Origin of the sequence: Pedobacter polysacchareus (assembly GCF_019802255.1) — a bacterium.
GTDB lineage: Bacteria > Bacteroidota > Bacteroidia > Sphingobacteriales > Sphingobacteriaceae > Pedobacter > Pedobacter polysacchareus.
On the sequence record NZ_JAHYSS010000001.1, the window covers coordinates 398,457 to 421,169 of the forward strand.

12 protein-coding genes are annotated in these 22,713 nt (G+C 41.3%); all 12 read left to right on the top strand.

What is annotated here, in order from left to right; translation table 11 throughout:
* The first annotated feature begins 12 nt into the window (after positions 1-12).
* Positions 13-3,162: an efflux RND transporter permease subunit gene (locus K7X70_RS01670; RefSeq protein ID WP_222535432.1), complete on the top strand. Its 3,150-nt coding sequence runs from the start codon at positions 13-15 to the stop codon at positions 3,160-3,162.
* A gap of 6 nt (positions 3,163-3,168) precedes the next feature.
* Positions 3,169-4,260, top strand: a complete 1,092-nt coding sequence (locus tag K7X70_RS01675; protein WP_222535433.1) for an efflux RND transporter periplasmic adaptor subunit — start codon at positions 3,169-3,171, stop codon at positions 4,258-4,260.
* Between the two features lie 1,190 nt (positions 4,261-5,450).
* Positions 5,451-8,444 carry a SusC/RagA family TonB-linked outer membrane protein gene (locus tag K7X70_RS01680; RefSeq protein ID WP_222535434.1) on the top strand — a complete coding sequence of 998 codons (2,994 nt, stop codon included), beginning with the start codon at positions 5,451-5,453 and terminating at the stop codon, positions 8,442-8,444.
* 20 nt (positions 8,445-8,464) lie between these two features.
* On the top strand, positions 8,465-10,030 hold the full coding sequence (locus tag K7X70_RS01685; protein ID WP_222535435.1) for a RagB/SusD family nutrient uptake outer membrane protein: 1,566 nt from the start codon (positions 8,465-8,467) through the stop codon (positions 10,028-10,030).
* Between the two features lie 34 nt (positions 10,031-10,064).
* Positions 10,065-10,745: a hypothetical protein gene (locus K7X70_RS01690; protein ID WP_222535436.1), complete on the top strand. Its 681-nt coding sequence runs from the start codon at positions 10,065-10,067 to the stop codon at positions 10,743-10,745.
* A gap of 12 nt (positions 10,746-10,757) precedes the next feature.
* On the top strand, positions 10,758-11,786 hold the full coding sequence (locus K7X70_RS01695; RefSeq protein WP_222535437.1) for a DUF5007 domain-containing protein: 1,029 nt from the start codon (positions 10,758-10,760) through the stop codon (positions 11,784-11,786).
* A 31-nt stretch (positions 11,787-11,817) separates the two neighbouring features.
* A complete protein-coding gene (locus tag K7X70_RS01700; RefSeq protein ID WP_222535438.1) occupies positions 11,818-14,964 on the top strand; it encodes a SusC/RagA family TonB-linked outer membrane protein in 3,147 nt (1,048 codons plus the stop codon).
* 18 nt (positions 14,965-14,982) lie between these two features.
* Entirely contained in the window at positions 14,983-16,488 is a 1,506-nt protein-coding gene (locus K7X70_RS01705; RefSeq protein ID WP_222535439.1) for a RagB/SusD family nutrient uptake outer membrane protein, read from the top strand.
* Positions 16,489-16,524: 36 nt separating this feature from the next.
* Entirely contained in the window at positions 16,525-17,313 is a 789-nt protein-coding gene (locus tag K7X70_RS01710) for a hypothetical protein (protein ID WP_222535440.1), read from the top strand.
* Positions 17,314-17,405: 92 nt separating this feature from the next.
* Positions 17,406-18,959, top strand: coding sequence for a DUF5008 domain-containing protein (locus tag K7X70_RS01715; RefSeq protein WP_222535441.1), 1,554 nt, complete (start codon positions 17,406-17,408; stop codon positions 18,957-18,959).
* A gap of 28 nt (positions 18,960-18,987) precedes the next feature.
* Positions 18,988-20,763 (top strand): LamG-like jellyroll fold domain-containing protein, encoded by a 1,776-nt coding sequence (locus K7X70_RS01720; RefSeq protein ID WP_222535442.1) that lies wholly within the window; start codon positions 18,988-18,990, stop codon positions 20,761-20,763.
* A 35-nt stretch (positions 20,764-20,798) separates the two neighbouring features.
* Entirely contained in the window at positions 20,799-22,703 is a 1,905-nt protein-coding gene (locus K7X70_RS01725) for a M60 family metallopeptidase (protein WP_222535443.1), read from the top strand.
* Positions 22,704-22,713 lie beyond the last annotated feature (10 nt).

The window sequence follows — 22,713 nt, forward strand, 5'->3', positions numbered from 1 at the left end:
TCCCGAAAATCCATGAATTTATTACGTATAGCATTGCGCAAGCCCATCTCCATTATGGTGATGGTGCTCGGGCTTTTGTTCTTCGGGATCAAAGCCTCCAAGGATATCAAGATTGATATTCTTCCGGAAATGAACCTTCCTGTAGTGTATATCGCCCATTCTTTTAATGGCTATACTCCACAGCAAATGGAAGGATATTTTACCAAAATGTATGTGAATATGATGCTGTTTACCAGTGGCATTAAAAGCATAGAGACTAAAAATACACAGGGATTAACCCTGATGAAACTCAATTTTTATGAGGGGATTGATATGGGACAAGCCATTGCAGAGATCTCTGCCTTGTCTAACCGGTCGCAGGTATTCTTACCTCCAGGTGCACCACCACCCTTTATTATCCGTTTTGATGCGTCTTCACAGCCAGTTGGCCAGCTGGTGTTCAGGAGTGAAACGAAAACAAACAACCAGCTGCAGGACATTGCCAACTTTACGGCGCGGCCCTTCCTGATTGCCATCCCCGGATTAACTACAGCGCCACCTTTTGGCGGTAGTCCGAGAACGGTAGAGATCAATATCGATCCGAATAAACTGCGCAGTCACCAGTTATCTCCGGATCAGATTGTGGAAGCGATCGGCCGGAACAACATCACGGCACCTTCAGGAAATGTCTATATCAACGACATCAATTACCTGACGCCAACAAATAACACGATTAAAGCGGTAGAAGACTTCGGCAACATTCCTATTTTCAAAGGAAAAGCCGACAACCTGTATATCCGTGATATTGCTACGGTAAAAGACGGTGCCGACATTACCACCGGTTTCGCCTTGATCAATGGCAAGCGTTCCGTATACATCAATATTGCTAAATCAGGCAATGCTTCTACCTGGGATGTGGTGAGCAAGCTGAAAAAAGCCATTCCAAACATCCAGAACAACCTTCCCGACGACATCAAAATTTCTTACGAGTTTGACCAGTCGGTGTATGTAATTAATGCAGTGAAAAGTTTAATGGTAGAAGGCGCCTTGGGTGCCTTACTTACCGGACTAATGGTATTGCTGTTTTTAGGAGACAAGCGCAGCGCGATTATTGTGATCCTGACGATTCCAATTTCTATCATTTCGGGTGTACTGTTCCTGAAGCTTTTCGGGCAATCGATCAACATTATGTCCTTATCCGGGCTTGCATTGGCGATTGGGATTTTGGTGGATGAGAGTACCGTAACCATTGAGAATATCCACCAGCATCTAGCTATGGGCAAACAAAAATCCCAGGCAATCTGGGATGCCTGTAAAGAAATTGCATTTCCAAAACTGCTGATTCTGTTGTGTATTCTGGCTGTTTTCGCCGCAGCCTTTATGATGACTGGCATCCCGGGTGCTTTATTTATGCCTTTAGCCCTGGCCATCGGTTTCTCTATGATCGTTTCGTTTTTATTGTCGCAAACCTTCGTACCCATCCTGTGTAACTGGATGATGAAACCACATTCGGCAGCAGAGTTGGCTAAAGAAAGCCGGTTTGACCATTTCCGAAGCCGCTTTATCGGCTTTCTGGAAAGTTTGCTGCCCAAAAAGAAACCAGTGGTTATTTTGACTTTCCTGGCTATTGGTACTTTGATTTACTTGATGTTCAGCATCACGGGAACAGATGTCCTCCCTGCGGTAAACTCCAGTCAGTTTCAATTGAGAATTAAAGCACCGGAAGGCACCAGAATTGAAAAGACGGAGCAAAAAATCAAGCAGGTGCTGCGGGAATTGGAAACAGTGATTGGCAAAGACCATATCGCGATTTCTTCCGTGTTTATTGGACAGCACCCTTCTTCTTTTGCGGTAAGTCCGATTTACCTGTACAATGCGGGGCCGCATGAAGCTTTGATGCAAGTGGCTTTAAAAGATTATTCCGGAAACACCAGCCTGTTAAAAGATGAAATCCGTGCGCACCTGAAACAGAAAATGCCGGAACTCCAGCTTTCTTTTGAGCCGATCGAGCTGACAGAAAAAATCCTGAGCCAGGGGACAAACACGCCTATAGAAGTTCGCTTCTCAGGTATGATGAAAAAAAGAAACGTCATGTATGCGAATAAGCTGCTGGCAAAATTAAAGGAGATCGACTATTTAAGAGATCAGCAAATCCCTCAATCTTTAAACTATCCCGCATTGGCGATCAATATCGACCGTGTCAGGGCAGCGCAATTGGGAATTGATGCTCAGGATATTGCTAAATCATTGATTGCCTCCACGGCTTCTTCCCGTTATACCAGCAAAAACATGTGGGTAGAGGGAATGATGGGTATCGCTTATGATGTGCAGGTACAGACACCTCAAAATATCCTGAACAGCAAAGATGAGCTGGCAAATATTCCGCTGTCTAAAAATTCTGCCCGTCCGGTATTGGGTGATGTGGCTACGATTATGCCCAGCACTACCTTGGGAGAAAGTTATAATTTAGGGACGATGGCCTATACCACAGTGACCGCCAATCTGCACCAGATGGATTTAGGGAGGGCACAAAAAGATGTCAATGCAGCAATTGCTTCCCTGGGAGAGATTCCTAAAGGGCTGAACATTTCTGTCGCAGGGATGGCGCCGGTGCTGGACGAAACGATGGATAGCCTGGTAAATGGATTATTAGTGGCCGTATTGGTGATTTTTTTAATGCTGACCGCCAATTTCCAATCTTTCAAGGTGTCATTTGTGGTATTGACCACTGTGCCTTTTGTGGTACTAGGATCATTACTGCTGCTTAAAATCACTGGATCAACGCTAAATCTGCAATCCTATATGGGCATGATCATGTCTGTGGGAGTATCTATTGCGAATGCGGTATTATTGATTAGTAATGCGGAAACGTTGAGGCTGCAAAACGGAGATGCTTATGCTTCGGCCATGAAGGCTGCTGCTTTAAGGATGCGTCCAATCATCATGACTTCTATGGCGATGATTGCCGGTATGCTACCAATGGCCATTGGTCATGGGGAAGGTGGAGATCAGGTATCCCCATTGGGCCGTGCGGTGATCGGCGGATTATTTGCTTCTACCTTCTCGGTACTGATTTTATTGCCATTAGTATTTGCCTGGGTACAGGGAAAAACCGGTACAACTTCGCCATCCTTAGATCCGGAAGATGAAAACAGTTTACATTTTGTTAAACCAAATGCTTAAAAGAAAATGAAAAGATTCACTTATATCCTTGCGGGATTGACGCTTACTTTCGCCGCCTGCAACAATGAAAAAAAAGTAACAGAGAAAGCGGCAGCTATGCCGATGATGATGCAAAGTTTTGAGGCAATTTCCATTCATAAAACAAACCCGAAAGTTTCTTTGAAACTGGCAGGGGAGTTATTGGCAGATCAGGAAACGGCATTGTATGCCAAAGTAAATAGTTACGTGCAGCAGATCAAGGTTGATATTGGCTCAAAAGTGACTGCTGGCCAAGTGCTGGTGGTTTTAGATGCACCAGAGATCCAGGCCCAGCTAGCCACGGCAAAATCAAAGCTGCAAGCACAGGAAGCGATCTATATCGCGACCAAATCAAATTACGACCGGATGTTTGATGCCGATAAAACCGAAGGCGCCATTGCCAAGGATGCCTTAGACCAGATTACGGCCAAAAAACTAGTAGATGAGGCGCAGGTAAATGCGGCGAGATCTATCTACAATGAGCTCAAAGCCATGAACAATTACCTGGTGATCCGGGCACCATTCAGCGGAACGGTAACCGATAGAAATGTAGATTTAGGTGCCTATGTAGGGCCAATGGGTAAAGCGGCAGATTTGCCTTTGCTGATTGTACAGCGCAATCAGCAGCTGCGGTTATCATTATCGGTGCCGGAAGCGAATACACCTTATCTGAATATTGGGGATACGATCCGGTTTAAAGTAAAGTCTATCCCTCAAAAGATGTATATGGCCAGGATCTCCAGAAAATCGGGTGCCCTGGATGAGAAATTGCGTTCTGAAAAAATAGAGGCAGACCTGCTCAACGTAAACCATGAGCTGAAACCAATGATGGTGGCGGAAACGAACATCCCTCTCCAGGCGGGGGAAGCCAGTTTCTTCATTCCAAAAACAGCTTTGGTGGATGCCAATCTTGGCGTATATGTGATTCGGATTGAAAATGGAAAAACCAAAAACATTCCAGTTGCTAAAGGCCGAATGATGCCGGATCAGGTAGAAATTTTTGGGGAACTGAAAGAAGGGGATCAAATCCTGTTAAAAGCAACTGAAGAAATCGAAGAAGGAACAAGTGTCAAAAAATAATTGCCTTTAACAAATAGGAATAGATTCAGAAAGCCAGCCCATGGTTGGCTTTCTGCTAAAAAACGAGTTTTGGAACCCACCAAATTCAGAAGAAACCCACAGAAACAATAGAAACATTTTTTTTAAACACCCGAATAATTCGGTTATTAGCGATAAAACCAAAACAGCTATTTTTTGAAAATTAAGCCCAAAAAACTCCTTTTTTGGGCTTCTTTATTTTTAATAATTCTGGATATATGCCAAGGAAAGTGTAAAAAGGCGATTTTTTACAAATTATCTTGAAGCGCAAACGTTTGTGTGGAGTAGAATTTACAATATTTTTAACCGTAAAAAGCTGTAAATCTCTTTTTTAAGCCTTAAGAAAGTAGTCATTCTAGTCTGTTTTAAGAAAAGTGTCATCTTAATAAATAATGGTAATATCCTTGTTTTTAGGTGGTTAGAAAAGAAAAAACACGATTGTTATTTCAATTTGGAGTTCATTTTTTCAAAATACCTCAACAATGTAATGGTTTAATCAAAATAATTAGGTAGTTAATACTATTTTATCACTTCCTTCTTAAAACAGAATCTGCGCCTTCATTTTAAGCATTCTTAAATTAGACATATTATACGGAAAAATTATTGCTCTTTATTTGTTAATATTGACATATTATGCGATAATAGTACGTTAATCAAACGTTTGCGCTGTCATTTGCGGAAAAGTGGAGATATAAATATCCTAAATTGCTTTCATTAAGTATTACATAATCCTAGGTCGTTGATCAACCACCAGAATAACTTATTCTGCAACACTAGGATGGCCATACGAATGCCATTGAAAAAGACATTTAAGCAATATATGTTATAACTAACCAAAACAGCAACCTAAACCAAACAAACTATGATTACAACCTTTACTCTTTCTCAGCAATTGCATCTAAATTGTTTGATCCAGATTTAAACCCCATTCGATTAAATAGAACAATCAGGTTATTCCATTATTAAATCAGATCATCAGCTCTTTTCTATAACACGTTTTCCAGGGCTTTATTATCTACCAGATATTTTTTAATGATTAACCCATTCCACATCATTTTGTGGTCAGTGGATTTTTATGGCCTGTTTTTTAAATCACCAGCGCTTTCGTGATTTATCCGACAACAGGAAATTAACTAAGCTAACAATCTAATAATTAATTAATACGAATGAAAATGGTCCGAATTATTGCGAGTGCGTTCTTTGCGGTCCTGGTTTCTGCCCTTTGTTTTGTAAAGGCAGAGGCAAAGCCCCTTTATACCGCTCCACTGAATTACCACAGTATTCTCCTCAGACAGGATACGGTGCCCGAAGACTCTGCTGAGTTAAAAAGGATAGACAAAGCAATATCCAAGAAAATCAGTAACTCTGCTATACTTAAAGGCACCAAAGACTCTGTCAATATCAGAGTTGCCGCCTTAAGTCCAAATGTTTCATTACAGCAAATGCTGAAAGGAAATGTAGCCGGAGTTTACGTTCAGGAAACCACCGGAGAGCCCGGTGCTGAACAAAGTATGTTGATCAGAGGGCTTTCTGCTCCGATCTTCAGCAGAAAAGATGTATATGCAGTACAACCTGCAGTCTATTTAAATGGTATTCCTTTAGCTCAGGACAATCCTTTTGCTTTTGAAATCCAAAAATACGACTTCAATCGTATTGGCCCTGCCACCAACCTTTTATCCTTTATAGACATCAACGATGTCAACTCTATAGAGGTGATCAAAGACCCGGTAGCTTTGGCTAAATTAGGACCTAATGCAGCCAACGGCGCAATTTGGGTGACTACTAAAAATGCAAAATCCGGTGCCAGACAAATCAGTCTGAACAGTTATTTCGGAATGGTGCAGTCCAGTAAGGTAAATACGGTAAATGGGGCGTATGAAAATGCCTTCCGCCAGCCATTCTACCAGAAATATGCCACTGCAGATGACCGTGCTAATTATGTAGGTTATTTAAGAGATTCTACCAGTACCGACTATTATGGCCCTTCCAACTGGAACGACCTGTATTTCAAAACCGCTCCTGTTTACTCACTTGACCTAAGCTTAACCGGTGGATCTGAACGTGCAAACTTCAGATTTTTTGGCGGTAATACCCGTAGTGCTGGAAATGCCGATGAAACTGCTTTAAACAGATATACTGCAGGATTTCAAATCAATATGGCGCCATTCGAATGGTTAACATTGTCTACGAAGATCAATGCGACCAGATTAGATAGAAACAGAAATAGAAGTGTAAGAGATCGTTTTGGTGAAACGACTTACCTAACGGATTTTACGACTCCACTATCTCCAAATAAAGCGCTTTACCAAAACTTCTTAGATGAGTATAAAAAGGTAATTGACGACAATACCAATACACTTTTACAAGGAGCAGTCGCACTGACATTGAAACTGGATAAAATCAGCTTCACCACCAGTGTGCTTTTTGATTATATGGAAGGCACCAGAGATGCTTTCTTCCCTTCTACCTTAATGGAAGACAATAACTTTGTTTCCAATTATTTTGGATTTAACCAGCGTGTGATCCTGAATAACGCATTCAGTTATAAATATGATTTAAATAAAGACCACAAGTTCGAATTCGAATTGGGCCAGTCTTTACAGGATGATACCTATAAATACAACTACGCTAAAGCTTATAACGGACCTAATGATTTTATCAAAATCAACAAGGTTGATGGTAATAGAGACCACGACGATTATTTAGAATCTCCTTATGGCGGATTTTATGTATCCCGTTTCAACGACCGTGAAAAGAGTAAGCTGCTTTCATTTTATGGTGCTGCAAAATACCAATACAAAGACCTGCTGACTTTAAGAGCTAGCTTAAGAAATGATGGTTCTTCAAATGGACAGCCAGATAGCCGATGGATGATAACACCAGCATTTGGTGCAGAATGGAGCCTTAAGAACCAATTCTTAACCGCAAATAATTTATTCGAAGATTTAAGAGTAACTGCTTCCTGGTCTAGAATCATGAAGCCATTTAATGACGATCGTTTCGCCGGTGGCCCTCAATATAGAGTAAACATGGGATGGAATGAAGAGCCAACTTTACCTACCTATGGTGGTGGTGGTGGGATCATGAGACCTTATACTTCTGGATGGGTTGGTTATGGTATCGGACTTCCTTTTGTAGATCAGTTTAACCTTGGTTTAGACGGTAGCTTCTTAGGGGGCCGCTTAAACGGAGGAATTACCTTCTACCAAAAAGACGATAAGAGAATGGTATTGAACTTACCACTAGTGAAGGAAAGTGGTTACGCAAGTATCAATGCAACCGGAATGGATGTAAGAAATACCGGAGTAGACCTGACTTTGAATGCGCAGATTCTGAAAAGAGAAAGCGGTTTAAACTGGACTACAGGTTTCAACATGAACTTCAATAAAAACAAACTGACTGCCTTACCAAACGGATTGAAAGAGCTGATCATCGGCGATCGCCTCCTGAAAGTAGGAGAGTCTATTGGTGCTTTCTGGTTGTATGAAAACAAAGGAATCTATAACAACAGTGCTGAAATTCCAGTAAACCCAGCAAATGGCAGAGCATTAACATTTGATGGAAATACTTTAAAAGCTGGTGATCCGATCTGGAAAGATCAAAATGGAGATTTTGTAGTGAATGATGCCGATAAGGTATTGAAAGGCAGTCGCCTTCCTAAATTTACCGCAGGATGGACCAACCAGTTCAGCTATGCAGGTGTAGACCTGACCCTACAGTTTTTTGCAGCCATCGGACAAAAAGCATTGAATCAATATGATGCCAGCCGTTACGATTTTATCAACAGAGAAAACTCCAATAACATTGGTTCCATCAGAGAAGTAAACTCCTGGCAGATCAGCAATAACGCAAAAAGTTATACGATTTACAACCCATGGAGTGATGTCATCCCTTACCGTATTGATCAGGACCTATTCTTAGAAAATGCTTCCTATGTAAAATTAAGAACAGTTTCATTAGGATATGACCTGACGAAAACGAAAGCGATCAGAAACATGAAAGCAGACATCAAGAGAATCTATGTATATGTGACTGCCAACAACCTGCTTACCATGTCTCCATTTACAGGTGGTGATCCGGAACTAATTGATTATACCGGCATGTACAATGGTTACGGAATGGCTATTCCAAGAACCTACACGCTTGGGGTAAAGTTTGATTTATAGTTTTAAATAGAATAGAGAAGATGATAAATTTTATAAACAGGAACACAACTTTTAATAAAGCCCTAACCGCTTTGTTATTGCTGGCAGTTTTGTCGGCTAACTTCTCCTGTAAAAAAGCATTGGACGTGCAATCAACAAGGTTATCTACTGAAGAAACACAGTGGACCACATTGGAAGATGGCTTATCTGGCGTATTGGGGATGTATGCTTTAATGCGTACCGCAATGGCAAGTAACAATACCCACTGGTTAATGGGAGAATTGCGACAAGGAGATTTTCAAGCCACCAATAGGTCTGATTTAAAAGCCATCATTCGTGGAGATTTGAAAGCTTCTTATCCCATCATGAATGAGATCAGCAACTGGCGCAGATTTTACTCTGTGATTAATGCCACCAGCTTGTTTATTGAAAGATCAGGAGAAATCCTGGCAAAGGATAAACGCTATACCAAAGTAAACAATGATGTGGATATTGCGCAGGCAAGAGCCCTGAGAGCATTCGCATATTTCTATATGGTGCGTATCTGGGGTGATGTTCCTTTGTTGACCTCTTCGCATGACGGACAATTTGAAGAACGTGAAAGAACTGACCAGAAAAAAGTATTGGCATTTGCTGAATCTGAATTGTTAGCTGCGGCAAAAACTTTACCGATCTATTATGGATGGGCAGATCCTCAGCTTCCAGGTGATTATTATGGTAAAAACCGTGATTACTGGAATGGGGTATTGTTCACCAAGATTTCTGCTTATGCAATTTTATCGCACATCACTGCATGGCAGGGAAAATATCTGGAAACGGAGATCTACACCAAATTTATCATGGACAATTACCAGAAAGATGGTTCACAATCTTCTCCAAGGTACATCTCTATGAACGATTTGACTGAAAATGGTTTCTACAGTCCTTTTGCCTTTAAAAGGGGAGTACAGATTGTTGGTTTCGCCTTCGAATATGGAAATGGTGAAGCGACTGCAAATGGTCACATTGAGCAGTTGACTTTAGCCGCACCAATTACCCGTAAGCCAGTACCAGACATGTACGTGCCAAAAGATACGATTCTAGCTGCTTTTAAAGACAGAAAAGATTTGCGCTTTGGACTAGATACCATCACCAAATTATTCCGTACCAATTACTTCGTGAACTTCAATACGGAGAAACCAATTTTCAAAAAGATTGCGGTGGTTCAAAACGGAGATATAGGTAATGATGGAACATATGCGGTATTCAGTTCTGCGGTGTTGTTTACCCGTTTGGAAGAACTAACACTGCTTAGAGCAGAAGCGTTGGCTGCACTAGGTTTTAGAAATGAAGCGATTGATGCCTTAAATACAGCTTCGGCAAAACGCGGAGCTACGGCCTTTTCAAACACTTCCTCTGATGATGTGGTCGATGCCATTTTTGCAGAACGCAGAAGAGAATTGATGGGCGAGGGATGGCGCTGGTATGATCTGGTAAGGTACAATAGGCTTAAACGTAATAACCCTGGTTTTAATAAACTGCTGGATGAAAACGGAATCTATTGGCCAATCTCAAGAGATGTATTGAATGCCAATAAAAAGATCGTTCAAAATAGTTTCTGGAATTAAGCTCCTTTCAGTTCATCACCTTAAATAAATTGTAATGAAAAATACTATAAAAAATCTCTTTTTTCTCCCGGTTATGGCTGCGCTATGTCTGTTCATGATCCTGCCAGGATGTAAAAAAACAGATGAAACTTATTACGCCTACGAAAATAAGATTCAGGAATTTGATGGGACTGCTTTGGGCTACCTAAAAGCACAAACAGGACAGTATGACTCCCTTTTATTGGTCCTTAAGCGCCTGCCTGCTTTGCAGGATTCTCTGGAAAATAAAAACCTTACCGTTTTTGCGGTGCCGAATAAAAGTTTTGAATCGGCCATTAAGAACCTGAATGTGACGAGAAAGATGGAGCTGAAAGCACCAATCTATCTGGCAACGGCAGACCTGTCAGAACTGGAAATTATGGTATGTAAATACCTGATCTCAGGTAAAACAAAGTCGGATGATTATATGAGCTACTCTGATGGTCTTCATGTAAAGACCCTGCTTCATAACTATCCAATGCACATCCTATACTCCAAAGCAAGTGCTTCAGGATTGATCAATGGTGGTCCTCAGATTTTAACCTATAGTGACCCAAGAGGTTCCATTTTCGTAAAATTCTGGCAGCGGAGCCCAACCAATGCGGTGAACATTGTAACCCATAATGCAATTGTCAACATTCTGGCGCCTAGCCACGAATTTGGCTTTAATGAATTCACACAAAGGATTAATAAATAAGGCAAATAAGACATGAACAATAAATACTCATTCACATCATTCTATATGCTTTTCATAGGGATTGCAGTAATGATGACTGTATCCTGCAAAAAGGATCTTCCTGATGACCGTTTGGCATTGGGGACAGATGCTATTTTTACGGCAAGCGTCTATAGCCCTGTATTGGGACGTAATACCCTTTTTGCCGATAATTTTAATTCCGGTACAGGTTCAGGCCTGCCACTAGATTTTAAGATCATCAATATGCGCAGAAGAGATGGTTCTCCGGCACCTGAGCTGACAGAGAACTTTCCTGTTACCGTATGGAAGAAAGCATATACCGGTAAGGAGACCTCACTGGAAGAAATTGAATCCAAACGTGCAGTAGAAAATCACCCGCTTTTTGAAATTCGTCAGCATTCTGGTCAATTTCTAATGTGGTCAAATTCAAATTCTTCCTTCGTTAAAGCGCGTCCTGATTCAGGATATGTGTTTGACGTGGAAGTTTCCAACTCTGGTGGTAGAAGGTATTTCAGAGATTTTAAGCTGATGCCATACAGAGAGCGGGCTTTTGAACCTTCTAACCTTGATCCGATTACAGGTCAGGCACAATCACTGGGGGTAATGATTTCTGAAATGTCCAATCTGAGAGGCGAGCGGAGTTTTATCAGCCCTTATGATATAGAAGCTGTTTTTAATAAAAAAAATAGCACCGGAAATTCACTGACCTTCAAATTTAAAGATTCCCTGAATAACGCGATCGATCCGGCATTGTTTAACACCACCAAATGGAAAGAGCTGGTGCATGGATTTAATATGAAAATGACCAAGGAGGCGGTAACCTACGATGTATCTTATCCCATTCCATCGGTGGAATTCCCTACCATTTACACCAACCCTAGTGGAACCAGATCAAGAGCCGTATTCCGTTATGAAAGACTGGGCTACGGAAACAGTTTGATCCAGGCATATATGGCTATGGACTTCAGTATCTATGAACGTGGAGATTGGGAAATCATCTTCAAGTTTAAAGGAGAGAGTCCCAAATTCACCAATGACTAACCAAGGTTATAATTTTTAATATAAATCAGATATGAAGTATCTAATTATAGTGTTTTCTTTACTCCTGCTCTGCGGCTTTAATAAAGAGGTATTTGCGCAGCAGAAGCAAGTGATCATACAGGGAACTGTTTTTGATAAGGCCGAAAAAATCGGAATGCCCGGCGTTAACATTCAGTCCGGAAGCCCATTGAAAAGTGTGGGGGTGACGAATGAAAAGGGACAGTTTTCTGTGAGTGTTCCAGAGAATGCAGAATTGTTTTTTAAATATATTGGCTATACCACCGTTAGAAGAAAATCGGATAGCAAATCAAAAATGAGTATCTATTTAGCGGAAGAGCAAAGTGCGCTAAAAGAAACGGTAATTATTGGTTATCAGACCAAAACCAAGGAAACGAGTACAGGATCAAGTGTGGTAATCACCGCCAAGATGATCCAGGATGTACCGGTTGCCAACTTAATGGAATTGATCCAGGGTAAAGTTCCAGGTTTGAACGTGCAGAACAATAATGGTTCTCCAGGTATGCGTGGATCCATTAACTTACGTGGTTTATCCAGCATCAATGTTCAGGAATCTGGTGGTTCTGCCTTTTTAACACCAACATCTCCATTATTTGTAATTGATGGGGTACCGATTGAGGATACAGAGACTTTTGACTATGGCTTCCAGCAGTCTGGGCCAGGTATTAGTCCGCTATCCCTGATTCCTGCGGAAGACGTGGAAAGAATTGAGATTCTTAAGGATGCGCAGGCGACCGCATTATACGGTTCCCGTGGTGCTTATGGAGTGATCCTGATTACTACCAAACGTGGAAATTCAAAAGTGCCGATCATCAAATATGTATCCAATTATTTCATGAATACTATTCCTAAATTAAGGGATGTGATCGGTGGTAGAGGAGAACGTGAAATGCGCGTCAATCAGATTTTAATGAATGACAGCAGTTATTACCATGCGATGCAAATGATCAATGGCAGTCCTTTTCTGGCAGATAGTTTGAACTCTTTTTACAACAATTCTACAGATTGGCAGGGATATTTCTTCCGCAGAACTTATAACCAGTCGCACAACGTAGACATCTCCGGTGGTGACAACACGTTCAACTATAAAGTGAACACCGGTTATTACGATGAAAAGGGTATTGTAGAAAACACAGGGTTGAGCCGTGTGAGTTTAAATATGAACATGCAATATCAGCCAAGTCAGAAGTTCAGGATGTTTGCCAGTATTAGTAATGCCCTGGCTAAAAACAGCAAAGGAAGTGGAAACGGCCTACTGCAAAAAAAGGCAGCTGATGGAGGCTCGCAGTCTTCTTTACTGCCAGCGCCAAGTCAATATACTTCGGTAAATTCTGTACTGGCGAGTAAGCAGACCCAGAATGAGAATAAAACCATTAATATGGTGGCCAATATGGACTTACGTTACGAGTTCTTGAAAAATCTAGCGGCTTCTACTAGTTTTAGTTATACCTATGCTTCAGGAACAGAGGACAACTTTGTGCCTGCTGCAATCAATAACAATGCCGGAGAGTTGTACTTATACAACGATAAAAAAGTAGCCCTATATAATAGAAATACGCTGGCCTACAACCTTTCAATTAATGAAAAACACAACATCAATGCGACAGTATTTAATGAGTTAACCTCTACCAAGTTTTCTGCGGATGCAATGATCAACAGAAATACTGTGAATGATTTTATTCATGGTCCTACTATGGGTTACAGTTATCCCTTCTCTCCGGGTGGTACACTCGATAATTTCTTTGACCGTCGTTCTGTTGCTTTTGCAGGATCGTTCTCTTATAACTATATGCAGAAATATGTATTGGACTTAAGTTACCGTCTGGATGGAACTTCTACCAACGGACCTGAGTCTGGTTATGCTAAAAATCCTTCTATAGGAGCAAGGTGGAACTTTAGTAAGGAAGATTGGTTATCTAAAATAAGCTGGTTGGATTATGCCTCGCTAAGGGCAAGTTACGGTAGTAACATTGTGCCTACGGGAACTATCTACGATGTGTATGGCCGTTATGTTTCGTCCGGAAATTACAATAATAACCCTACGGTTAGTCTGGATCTGAAAACGGTACCAAACGTTACATTAAAGCCAAAATCTACCACCACTTATAATCTTGGTTTCGACGCGGGGGTCTTTAACAATAGAGTAAATGTTGTTTTTGATACGTATTGGAAATATGTTGACAATGAGCTGAGAGGAAAAGAATTGGCAACAATGAACTCTTTTGAGAAGATTTCTACTAACGAGATGAGCTTTATGGTTCGCGGTTATGAGCTTGCCATTAACTTTAAACCACTGTCAAACAACAGTAAGTTGAACTGGACGATCGGTATTAACGGGGATTACCGTAAAGAAATCTTAACAGGTTTGCCAGATGGCGTTAGACAATTCATGATAAAAGATGCAAATACGGGTCAGAACATTTTATACCGTTTAGGTAGAAACACACTTTCTAACGTATTGCTGAATACAAATGGGGTGTATTCGAATACCGCTGATGTGCCTGTAGATCCAATTACCGGATTAAGATACCGTACCGGAACTGGTGGTAATGTAAAATACTTCCAGGGTGGTGATCCAAGATGGACCGATTTAAATGGGGATTATATATTGGATGATCGTGACCTGGTTTCTGTAGGTACTGCACAGCCTTCCATGGTTGGCGGGATCAACTCTAGTATGATTTACAAACAGTTTAGTTTGAATATCAACCTTTCCTATACTTACTTAAGAGACATTTTGAACAATGCTGCAGCACAGCGTTTCCAGAACTTTGGTTTGCCAACTTCACTGAAATCATTGACGCCTTTGGTAGAATACAACTTCTGGATTAATCCAGGTGATGTAGCCACTTATCCTAATCCTTTTGACTTTACCCGTCAGGCGGTGATTAAGCCTTTCCGTTACGACCAGACCCTGTTCCAGGAAGATGGTTCTTATCTGAAAATTAATGACGTGACCTTCGGTTATACCTTCAAAAAAGAATTGACAAAACGTTTCGGAATTACCGGATTACGCTTGTATCTGACTGGAAGAAACCTATATACATTTACCAACTATTCAGGTCCGAATCCAGAGAGTGTAGATGCCTTGGGTAGAGATGATTCAGGAGGATATCCAAATAGCCGTTCTTATACCTTCGGTTTAAATGTTCAGTTCTAATCTCAATCCTATTTAAAGATGAAAAATTTCAAATATATAATAATCGGGCTTTGCTGCAGTGTAACACTGTTTTCAGGCTGTAAGAAATTTCTTAATGTAGTACCAATCGATAACCTTACCGGAAACAACTACTGGCAAAATAAAAAAGATGTAGAAGCATATACTTCAGGATTATACCAGCAATTCCGTGCTAAGGTAGCAGGGGAGAATGCAAAGTCTTTCTATTTAACATTCGATGTTAGAAATGCTCCAATTGTTGCAGCTGCTTCGCACCTGAACCTTCTGGCTGGAGGTAATATCAGGGCCTTACAGGGCAATTCGGAATGGGGTAAAGATGCTGCTTATGGCTATTACAGAATGACCGACTGGAAGGCCTTTTATGACATCATCCAGGCCGCGAACATTCTGATCGTACAGGTGGATAAAATTCCTACGGCTACTTTCTCTGAGAATGATAGAAAACGCTACCGTGCAGAAGCTGTTTTCATGAGAAACTTAAGTTACTTATTTCTGGTGAGGCTGTATGGTGATGTACCTTATTATACTGAAGCTTACCATACTACTCCTTTACCTAGAATGCCGATGGTAGAGGTATTGGAGAAATGTATTGCAGACATGGATGCGGTAAAGGAAGATTTACCATGGACTTATGGTGATCAGTCTATTGTAGCCATCAGAGCTACCCGTGGCAGTGCATTGGCACTGATGATGCACCTGAACATGTGGGCTGCAGCTTTTGATCCAGGTAAGGCTGATACGCATTACAGGAGTACAAAAGCATTAGGCGATGAGCTGTTGGCTAATCCTGGTGTACATGAATTATTGCCAATGGAAAGGACTAAAGAAATCTTTAAAGGGCGTACCAAAGAAGGGCTTTTTGAAGTGCTTCAGAATTCTAACTATGGGGAATTCTTTAATATAAGATCCAACCTGGCCAATATCATGACGTATTATCCATACCGTGGAACGGTGACCAAAACTACCAATGATGGTTATTATACCACCAAATACATGGAAAGTATTTACCCAAGCAGTGCAGGACCAGACAAGCGTTTGACTACCTGGTTTGATCAGCCTTTCAGCGGGAATAACAAATTTCAATTTTTAAAATTCATCAATGTGTACGGTGGAGAGGGAGTTTCTGTGAGAAATGACGATAACATCATTGTGTTCCGTTATTCAGATGCCATTCTTCTTGCCGCCGAAGCTGCAGCTGAATTGGAAGACGTAGGGGAAGGACAACGCCTGGTGAACCTGGTTAGAGTAAGGGCTGGCGCATCACTAATCACCACTACCGGAAGCGACCTGAAAGATGATATTTATATGGAACGCTGTCGCGAGCTAATGGGAGAAGGACATTATTACAATGACCTGGTACGTACCAAGCGCATCATGAATATTAAATTCAATTTGTCTAGAGTAATGTCGGTGAGCGATTTTATCCAGGGCGGATGGACATGGCCAATTTATGAGGATGCCTTAAAGAATAATCCATATATGAAGTTGAATGAGTTTTGGAAATAATGATCAGCGGATTTTGCGCTATTAATAAAGAAAAACATGTATAAATTAATAAAAAGCCCCCTGTTAAGTCTACTGCTTGTTTTGTTGGTGCTTACAGCTTGCAATAAAGACAAATATTTTTTAGATACTGGTGTACATAAAGCAGAATATGATGGCAGTATCTTGAGTTATCTAAAATCAAAACCGGTGTACTTTGACTCTCTGGTAAGGGTGATCAACCTGGCAGGCATGAACGAGATTTATGAAAAAGAGAACCTGACCTTTTTTGCGCCGCCAAGTGCCTTGATCCATAAATCAGTGATGCGTTTAAATGAGTATCTAAAATTCAATGGGCGTGATACGGTATCTCAACTGGAACAGATTAAACCCACAGTATGGCGTCAGATGCTGGCACTTTATACTTTCAAAGGCACAAATCGCCTGAAAGATTATCAGCAGATCGATACCACTTCCATTCTGGCTTTTCCAGGACAAGGGTACAAAGGCTACGGAAATCTGGATGAAAAGCTAAACAGAACCATGAACATTGGCGTGGTGTTTAATGATGCGGCGGGAGTTAAATATGCAGGGTACAGACAAGTGGTCTTGTCTTACATCACTGATTTATCTCAGCCCACCCGCTTTTTGAATTACGCGCAGGTGGCCAGTTCTGACATTGCACCAAACAATGGAATTATTCATGCTTTAAGTATTATGGGGGTAGGCTCACTGAAGCTGACCGTTGGTGGTGACATGATTTACTATAAGTATCCCCTGTATTTCGGTTTTGATGCGGATGAGTTTGTCTTGCTGGCCGTTGCAAATGGAATCTCTCCAAAAAAATAAACAGGATTATTTAGAAAGGACTATTAATAGAAATAAAGATGATATCAATTAATACAAAAAGGTTCGTGGTTCCGCTTTACAGCCTCTTGATAATGAGCGCTTTAACGATGTCTTCCTGCAAGAAAGAATCGGTAATCGCAGATCCTTACGAGGGAGGTAAACAACCACTAGGTATAAAATTCGCAAATGAACTGGCCATTCCGGAAACCGGAATCCAGGGAGAGGAAGCGACATTTAAGGTAAGGGGACTTAAGCCATTTGAAGGGAAATTTCAAATCCTTTTGAATGAGACGGAAGCAGAGGTCTTAAAATTAACAGATAGTACCGTTACTGTTAAAGTTCCCCTTACGGCAAGTACGGGAGGGATTACTGTGGTGGCTGATGGACAAACTTTTTTTGGTCCTTCTTTTCCAATAGAAGGCAGATTGAGTATCGATCCTTCTTTTAAAGTGATCAGCGGAGCTAACGGCCCGATATTCGGGATGATCCCTGCAGACAACAACTACCTGATGGTGGGCGCATTTTCTGATTTTGATGGAAAAGCAGCGTTAAAGCCAGTGAATGGTATTTCTATGATGAACGGACAGGGTGATTTTCAACCTCTGATGTCTGCTCGTGGTGTCGAAAATGGGGCCTTATTCTCTGTCAACCGACTAGATGGAGGAAAATTGATCGTTGCAGGAATCATGAACAGTTATAATCGCAGAAAAGGAATCAATGGCATTACCCGCCTGAATAGTGATGGTTCTTTAGATTCCTCAAAAGTGGCTGTGATTAATTTAACACCGGATAAACCATTAAATGGATTTGATACGGTAGCGACCTTTAATGGAGGTGTGAGTGGAATCATCAGGAAATCGTTTGTTAGAAATAACAAGATTATAATATTAGGGAGTTTTGAGTATTACCTGCGTTACTTCTATGATAGATCTACAAGGGATGAGAAAAGAGTAGATGCGACCAAGATGAAACATATGGCCAGACTGAAAGAAGATGGCACTATGGATTCTACCTTTAATTTTAATCCGGTCACCAGACAAGGTAATGAGAGCTTTAATGCTTCAATATCAGATGCTTTTATGCAGGATGATGGTAAAATTGTAGCGATTGGAGAGTTTACCACTTTCAATGGTGCAGCTGCAAATCGCATCGCCAGAATTAATGAAGATGGAAGCCAGGATAAGACTTTTAATGTGGGCACCGGAGCAGATGATGTGATTACTTCCATTACCTACAACCGTGTGAAAAGAAAAATTCTAATCACGGGATTGTTTAGAAACTTCAATGGAAAGCCCAGCAATGGAGCGGTCATGTTAAATGAAGACGGCAGTGTGGATCCATTGTTCAATTTAGGTCCAGTTACCGGTGGCATTGTCACTTTCGCACATCAGCTAAACAGTGGTAAGATCATTGTTTCGGGGGGCTTTAAATCCTATGCCGGTGTAGTGAGACAAGGCTTTATGATCTTAAATCAGAATGGCACACTTGCTCCAGGATACAACAATACAGGTACTTTTCAAGGGTTGATCTCTACGGTAATTGAAACGACTTCTGCCTTGGGCAACCCGGCAGTCATTCTTTCTGGGTTTATCAGCAAGTTTGATAATAAACGGGTTGGTAGTGTAGTGCGTGTCGAAATTAAGTAATAGTTGCACCTTATAAATGATAATTGATATGATCGGAATAGAAAAAAATACGGCAACGAAATGGAGGAGAGGATGCCTTTCTTTTGTGGCATTAATTGGCGTGTTCATCGCAGGTTCTTCCTGCAATAAGGATTTTCCAAATACTTTACAGAAAGATTTTAAAAATGATACCGCAGGTATTACCCCTAAAAAAGCGAAGGTGCTATACCTGATTTTAGATGGGGTTCGCGGGAAAGCACTAAAGGCGTCACAAGCGCCTAATATGACCCAGATTTATAAGCGGTCAATCTACGCATTTGATGCGCTCGCAGATTACGACGGAACGGGTACCACCAATGCCGGAACCTGGGCAAATATGCTCACCGGGGTGACCCGTTCTAAACATAATGTAACGAGCGAAGACTTTTCAGGCAATAAACTGGCACAATATCCAAGCGTCTTCTCTAGCATTAAACAGAGCAGCGGTGGTAAAACCAGAACTGCTGCCTACAGTTCAACTCCTGCTTTTGCCAATAATTTAACCATCGATGCTACGGAAAATAAAATCCTTGCCGGTGATGATTTAGGCGTGAAAGCGGCTTTGATCAAAGAGTTGGAAAACCCAGATGCAACTTTAGTATTGGGTGAATTTGGTGCTGCAGAAACTGCGGGAAAACTTAGTGGCTATACGGATTCGAATCCTGCATATGTGAACTCCATCTTGAAGTTGGATACCTATGTAGGTGAAATTATGGCTGCTTTAGCTAAGAGAAAGACCTTCGAAGATGAGAACTGGCTGGTAGTCATCGCTTCCAATAAAGGAGGGGTATTGCCTCCGGATCCAAGCGTGACTGATAAAACGGTATATGCAGATGATGCCCGCAATAGTTTTATCGTTTTCTATAACCCTAGATTTGCAACCAGCTTTCTCCCTAAACCGGATTCAGATAAAATCCCTTTTTCAGGTGTAGGACCGCGTCTTGCTGGAAATGCGGACACCAAAGGACAAGCTGTTTTGGCTAATGATGGCGGTTTGTACAATTTTGGTGCAACAGGCGAATATACCGTTGACATCAGGGTTAAAATAAACAGTACAGCCAGTAATTATCCAACCATTCTAGGGAAACGTGAGAGCTTTACCATTGGTAAACCTGGCTGGGTATTCTTCCTGGAAGGTGACGTTTGGCAGTTGAACGTTGGGCGCGTAGGCGCATCAAATGTTCAGGCAAACGGCGGAAAGATCCGCGATGGGTATTGGCATACCTTAACAGCTAAGTTTTATAAAGATGGTTCTGCGCGTAAAGCAAAAGTATTTACGGATGGGGTATTAAAAGCAACCATCGACATTACTGCATGGGGAAATCTGGATTCTCCAGCACCATTAATTCTAGGTTATATAAATGATGGTGGTGGGCAAATTGATGTCTCTTACAGCAATTTACAAATCTTTAATGTGCCGGTTGCTGATGCTGTCATCACGGCAAATTCACGTCGCACAGTTTTAAATCCAAGTCACCCTAATATCAATAACCTGATCGGTTACTGGCCATTAGATGAAGGGTTAGGAACAGTGATGTTCAATAAGGCGACTCTGGGTGCGGGTAAGAATTTCAATATGGTAGGTAATGCCGTATGGTCTTCTTTTAGTGATTATAGTCCTAATCTGGACGCCATTATTTCTGATGCATTTTTTAAGATCGTTCCAAATAACGTAGACATTCCTTTCCACATTTATAAATGGTTAGGTGTCCCTGCACCATCAGGCATTTCTTTGGAAGGAAAGCTATGGAAAACAACTTTTACTGACCTTAAGCTGCCTTATTAAGGGCTGCTATTGTTTACAATATTTAAATTTTCAATATGAAAAGCTTTAATTTTTTATTCAAAATCAGCTGTTTTATTTTAATAATGGGCTTGGCCTCTTGTAAAAAATATGGTTACAGTTTTGAGGATGGAACGGATAAACCAAATGATAATCCGCTAACAAATATACAGGTCGATACGGCCATGTCCAGGGTAGATCGAAGTCTGTATCCGAGAGCCCGTGTTTTTCCTGGTCTAATGGAGCCTCAGGAAATTCGTTTAAAAAACCAGAAGTTGGTGATGAACTTCAATTATACGGATGTGCAGGCCAGGGTGCTGAGAATGAACATCACTCCAGAACCACAATTCAGCACGGGCTTTTGGGCTCCTGCGGGCGAGCTGATTCAGATCGTATTGCCTGCTGGTATCGAAGGACTGAGTGTTCAGGTAGGTGTGCATACGGATAACTTATCCGCGATATCACCCTTGCGAAGAGATCCTTTAATTACCACCAGAAAGCAGTTGTTTCCTGGAGTAAATTATATTCGTAACCTTTATGGCGGAACAGTTTATATCAATGCTTCTGTTGCCATTACTGCTCCGGTAGAAGTAACCTTTACAGGGGTCGTAAAAGCACCTGATTTCGTATTGGGGGAAACTAATGATGCCGATTTCGCGAAAGCCGTAGTAGATTCTTCTGTACCATGGTTAGAGCTAAGGAGTAAAAATGTGATCTTCAGCTTACGAAGAGATTTGTTTCTCCGTTATCCTTTATTAAACCCAACTGCCTTAATGAGGGAATGGGATGTGATTATCGACAAAGATTACTATGAGTGGATGGGTTTATCTGCAACTACTGCTGATATGACACAAAGAAGTCCTGATTTGCCATGGCGCGTGATTTTAGATATACAGCCATCAGTAGGTTATGCACACTCCAATTATCCTGTAGTGGCACAGCTGGACGACAACTGGTTTACTGAATTTACCACCTTGGCGGAGTTAAAAAATGGCGGCAACTGGGGTTTCTTCCATGAGATCGGACACAATTGTCAGCAGCCAGGAATGTGGAGCTGGGGAGCTTTAGGGGAAACCAGTAATAACCTTTTCGTATTCAAAGGCGCAAATAGAAATGGTACCATAGCCAGACACCCTGCATTACTGGAGCAGTTCCCTAAATCGTTGGCTTGGGCTGCAGTAAGTTCTACCCCAAATTTGGCGAAAAACTTCAATGACAATTCAGATGCTTTCTTTAAGATTCTTCCCTTTGTACAGATTTTTGAGAAACTAGGCTATAATGCAATGACTTATTTATACAAGGCTGCAAGATCTGCAGATCGTCTTTCTATGAATGATCAGGATCGCCAGGATTTTGTGTACGAAAAGTTCTCAGAGTATGCCAAATTAGATTTGCAGACTTTCTTTGATTCGTACAACATCAGGCTGAGCTCATTGTCAAGAAAAAAGATCTCTAGTCTTTATCCTGCTTTAACTACACAGATCTGGACTTATAATCCGATTACCAAAACTGGTGGTACTGCTGCGATTGTGCCTACGTATACCGCTAGTTCTTCACAAAGTAATGAAGGTTCTGTAGCCGCTATGTTTGATGGGAATACAGCTACGTATTGGCATTCTCAATATAGCCCTACACCTGATGCAAGCACTAAAAAACCATTTACCATTAACATGGACATGAAAAAACTGGTTTCGGCAAAAGGGATGTCTTTCACACCAAGAATAAACTCGTCGTCCCAAAGGCCAAAAACAACAGAGGTTTATACGAGTCCGGACAATGTGAACTTTACTTTAGTGGGTACAGTGGTGATTGCAGATGCGGCTACGCCTACCACGATGAATTTCACGGATCCTCAGAAGGCAAGGTTCTATCGCGTGGTGATCAAAGATATGTGGTCTACAGGTGATTATGCCTCCCTTTCGGAAATCGCGTTTATTAATTAAGTTTTTTGTT

What these genes read in the sequence shown, in the direction of transcription:
- K7X70_RS01670 (WP_222535432.1), top strand. Translation starts at nt 13, where the DNA reads ATGAATTTATTACGTATAGCATTGCGCAAGCCCATCTCCATTATGGTG.
- K7X70_RS01675 (WP_222535433.1), top strand. Translation starts at nt 3,169, where the DNA reads ATGAAAAGATTCACTTATATCCTTGCGGGATTGACGCTTACTTTCGCC.
- K7X70_RS01680 (WP_222535434.1), top strand. Translation starts at nt 5,451, where the DNA reads ATGGTCCGAATTATTGCGAGTGCGTTCTTTGCGGTCCTGGTTTCTGCC.
- K7X70_RS01685 (WP_222535435.1), top strand. Translation starts at nt 8,465, where the DNA reads ATGATAAATTTTATAAACAGGAACACAACTTTTAATAAAGCCCTAACC.
- K7X70_RS01690 (WP_222535436.1), top strand. Translation starts at nt 10,065, where the DNA reads ATGAAAAATACTATAAAAAATCTCTTTTTTCTCCCGGTTATGGCTGCG.
- K7X70_RS01695 (WP_222535437.1), top strand. Translation starts at nt 10,758, where the DNA reads ATGAACAATAAATACTCATTCACATCATTCTATATGCTTTTCATAGGG.
- K7X70_RS01700 (WP_222535438.1), top strand. Translation starts at nt 11,818, where the DNA reads ATGAAGTATCTAATTATAGTGTTTTCTTTACTCCTGCTCTGCGGCTTT.
- K7X70_RS01705 (WP_222535439.1), top strand. Translation starts at nt 14,983, where the DNA reads ATGAAAAATTTCAAATATATAATAATCGGGCTTTGCTGCAGTGTAACA.
- K7X70_RS01710 (WP_222535440.1), top strand. Translation starts at nt 16,525, where the DNA reads ATGTATAAATTAATAAAAAGCCCCCTGTTAAGTCTACTGCTTGTTTTG.
- K7X70_RS01715 (WP_222535441.1), top strand. Translation starts at nt 17,406, where the DNA reads ATGAGCGCTTTAACGATGTCTTCCTGCAAGAAAGAATCGGTAATCGCA.
- K7X70_RS01720 (WP_222535442.1), top strand. Translation starts at nt 18,988, where the DNA reads ATGATCGGAATAGAAAAAAATACGGCAACGAAATGGAGGAGAGGATGC.
- K7X70_RS01725 (WP_222535443.1), top strand. Translation starts at nt 20,799, where the DNA reads ATGAAAAGCTTTAATTTTTTATTCAAAATCAGCTGTTTTATTTTAATA.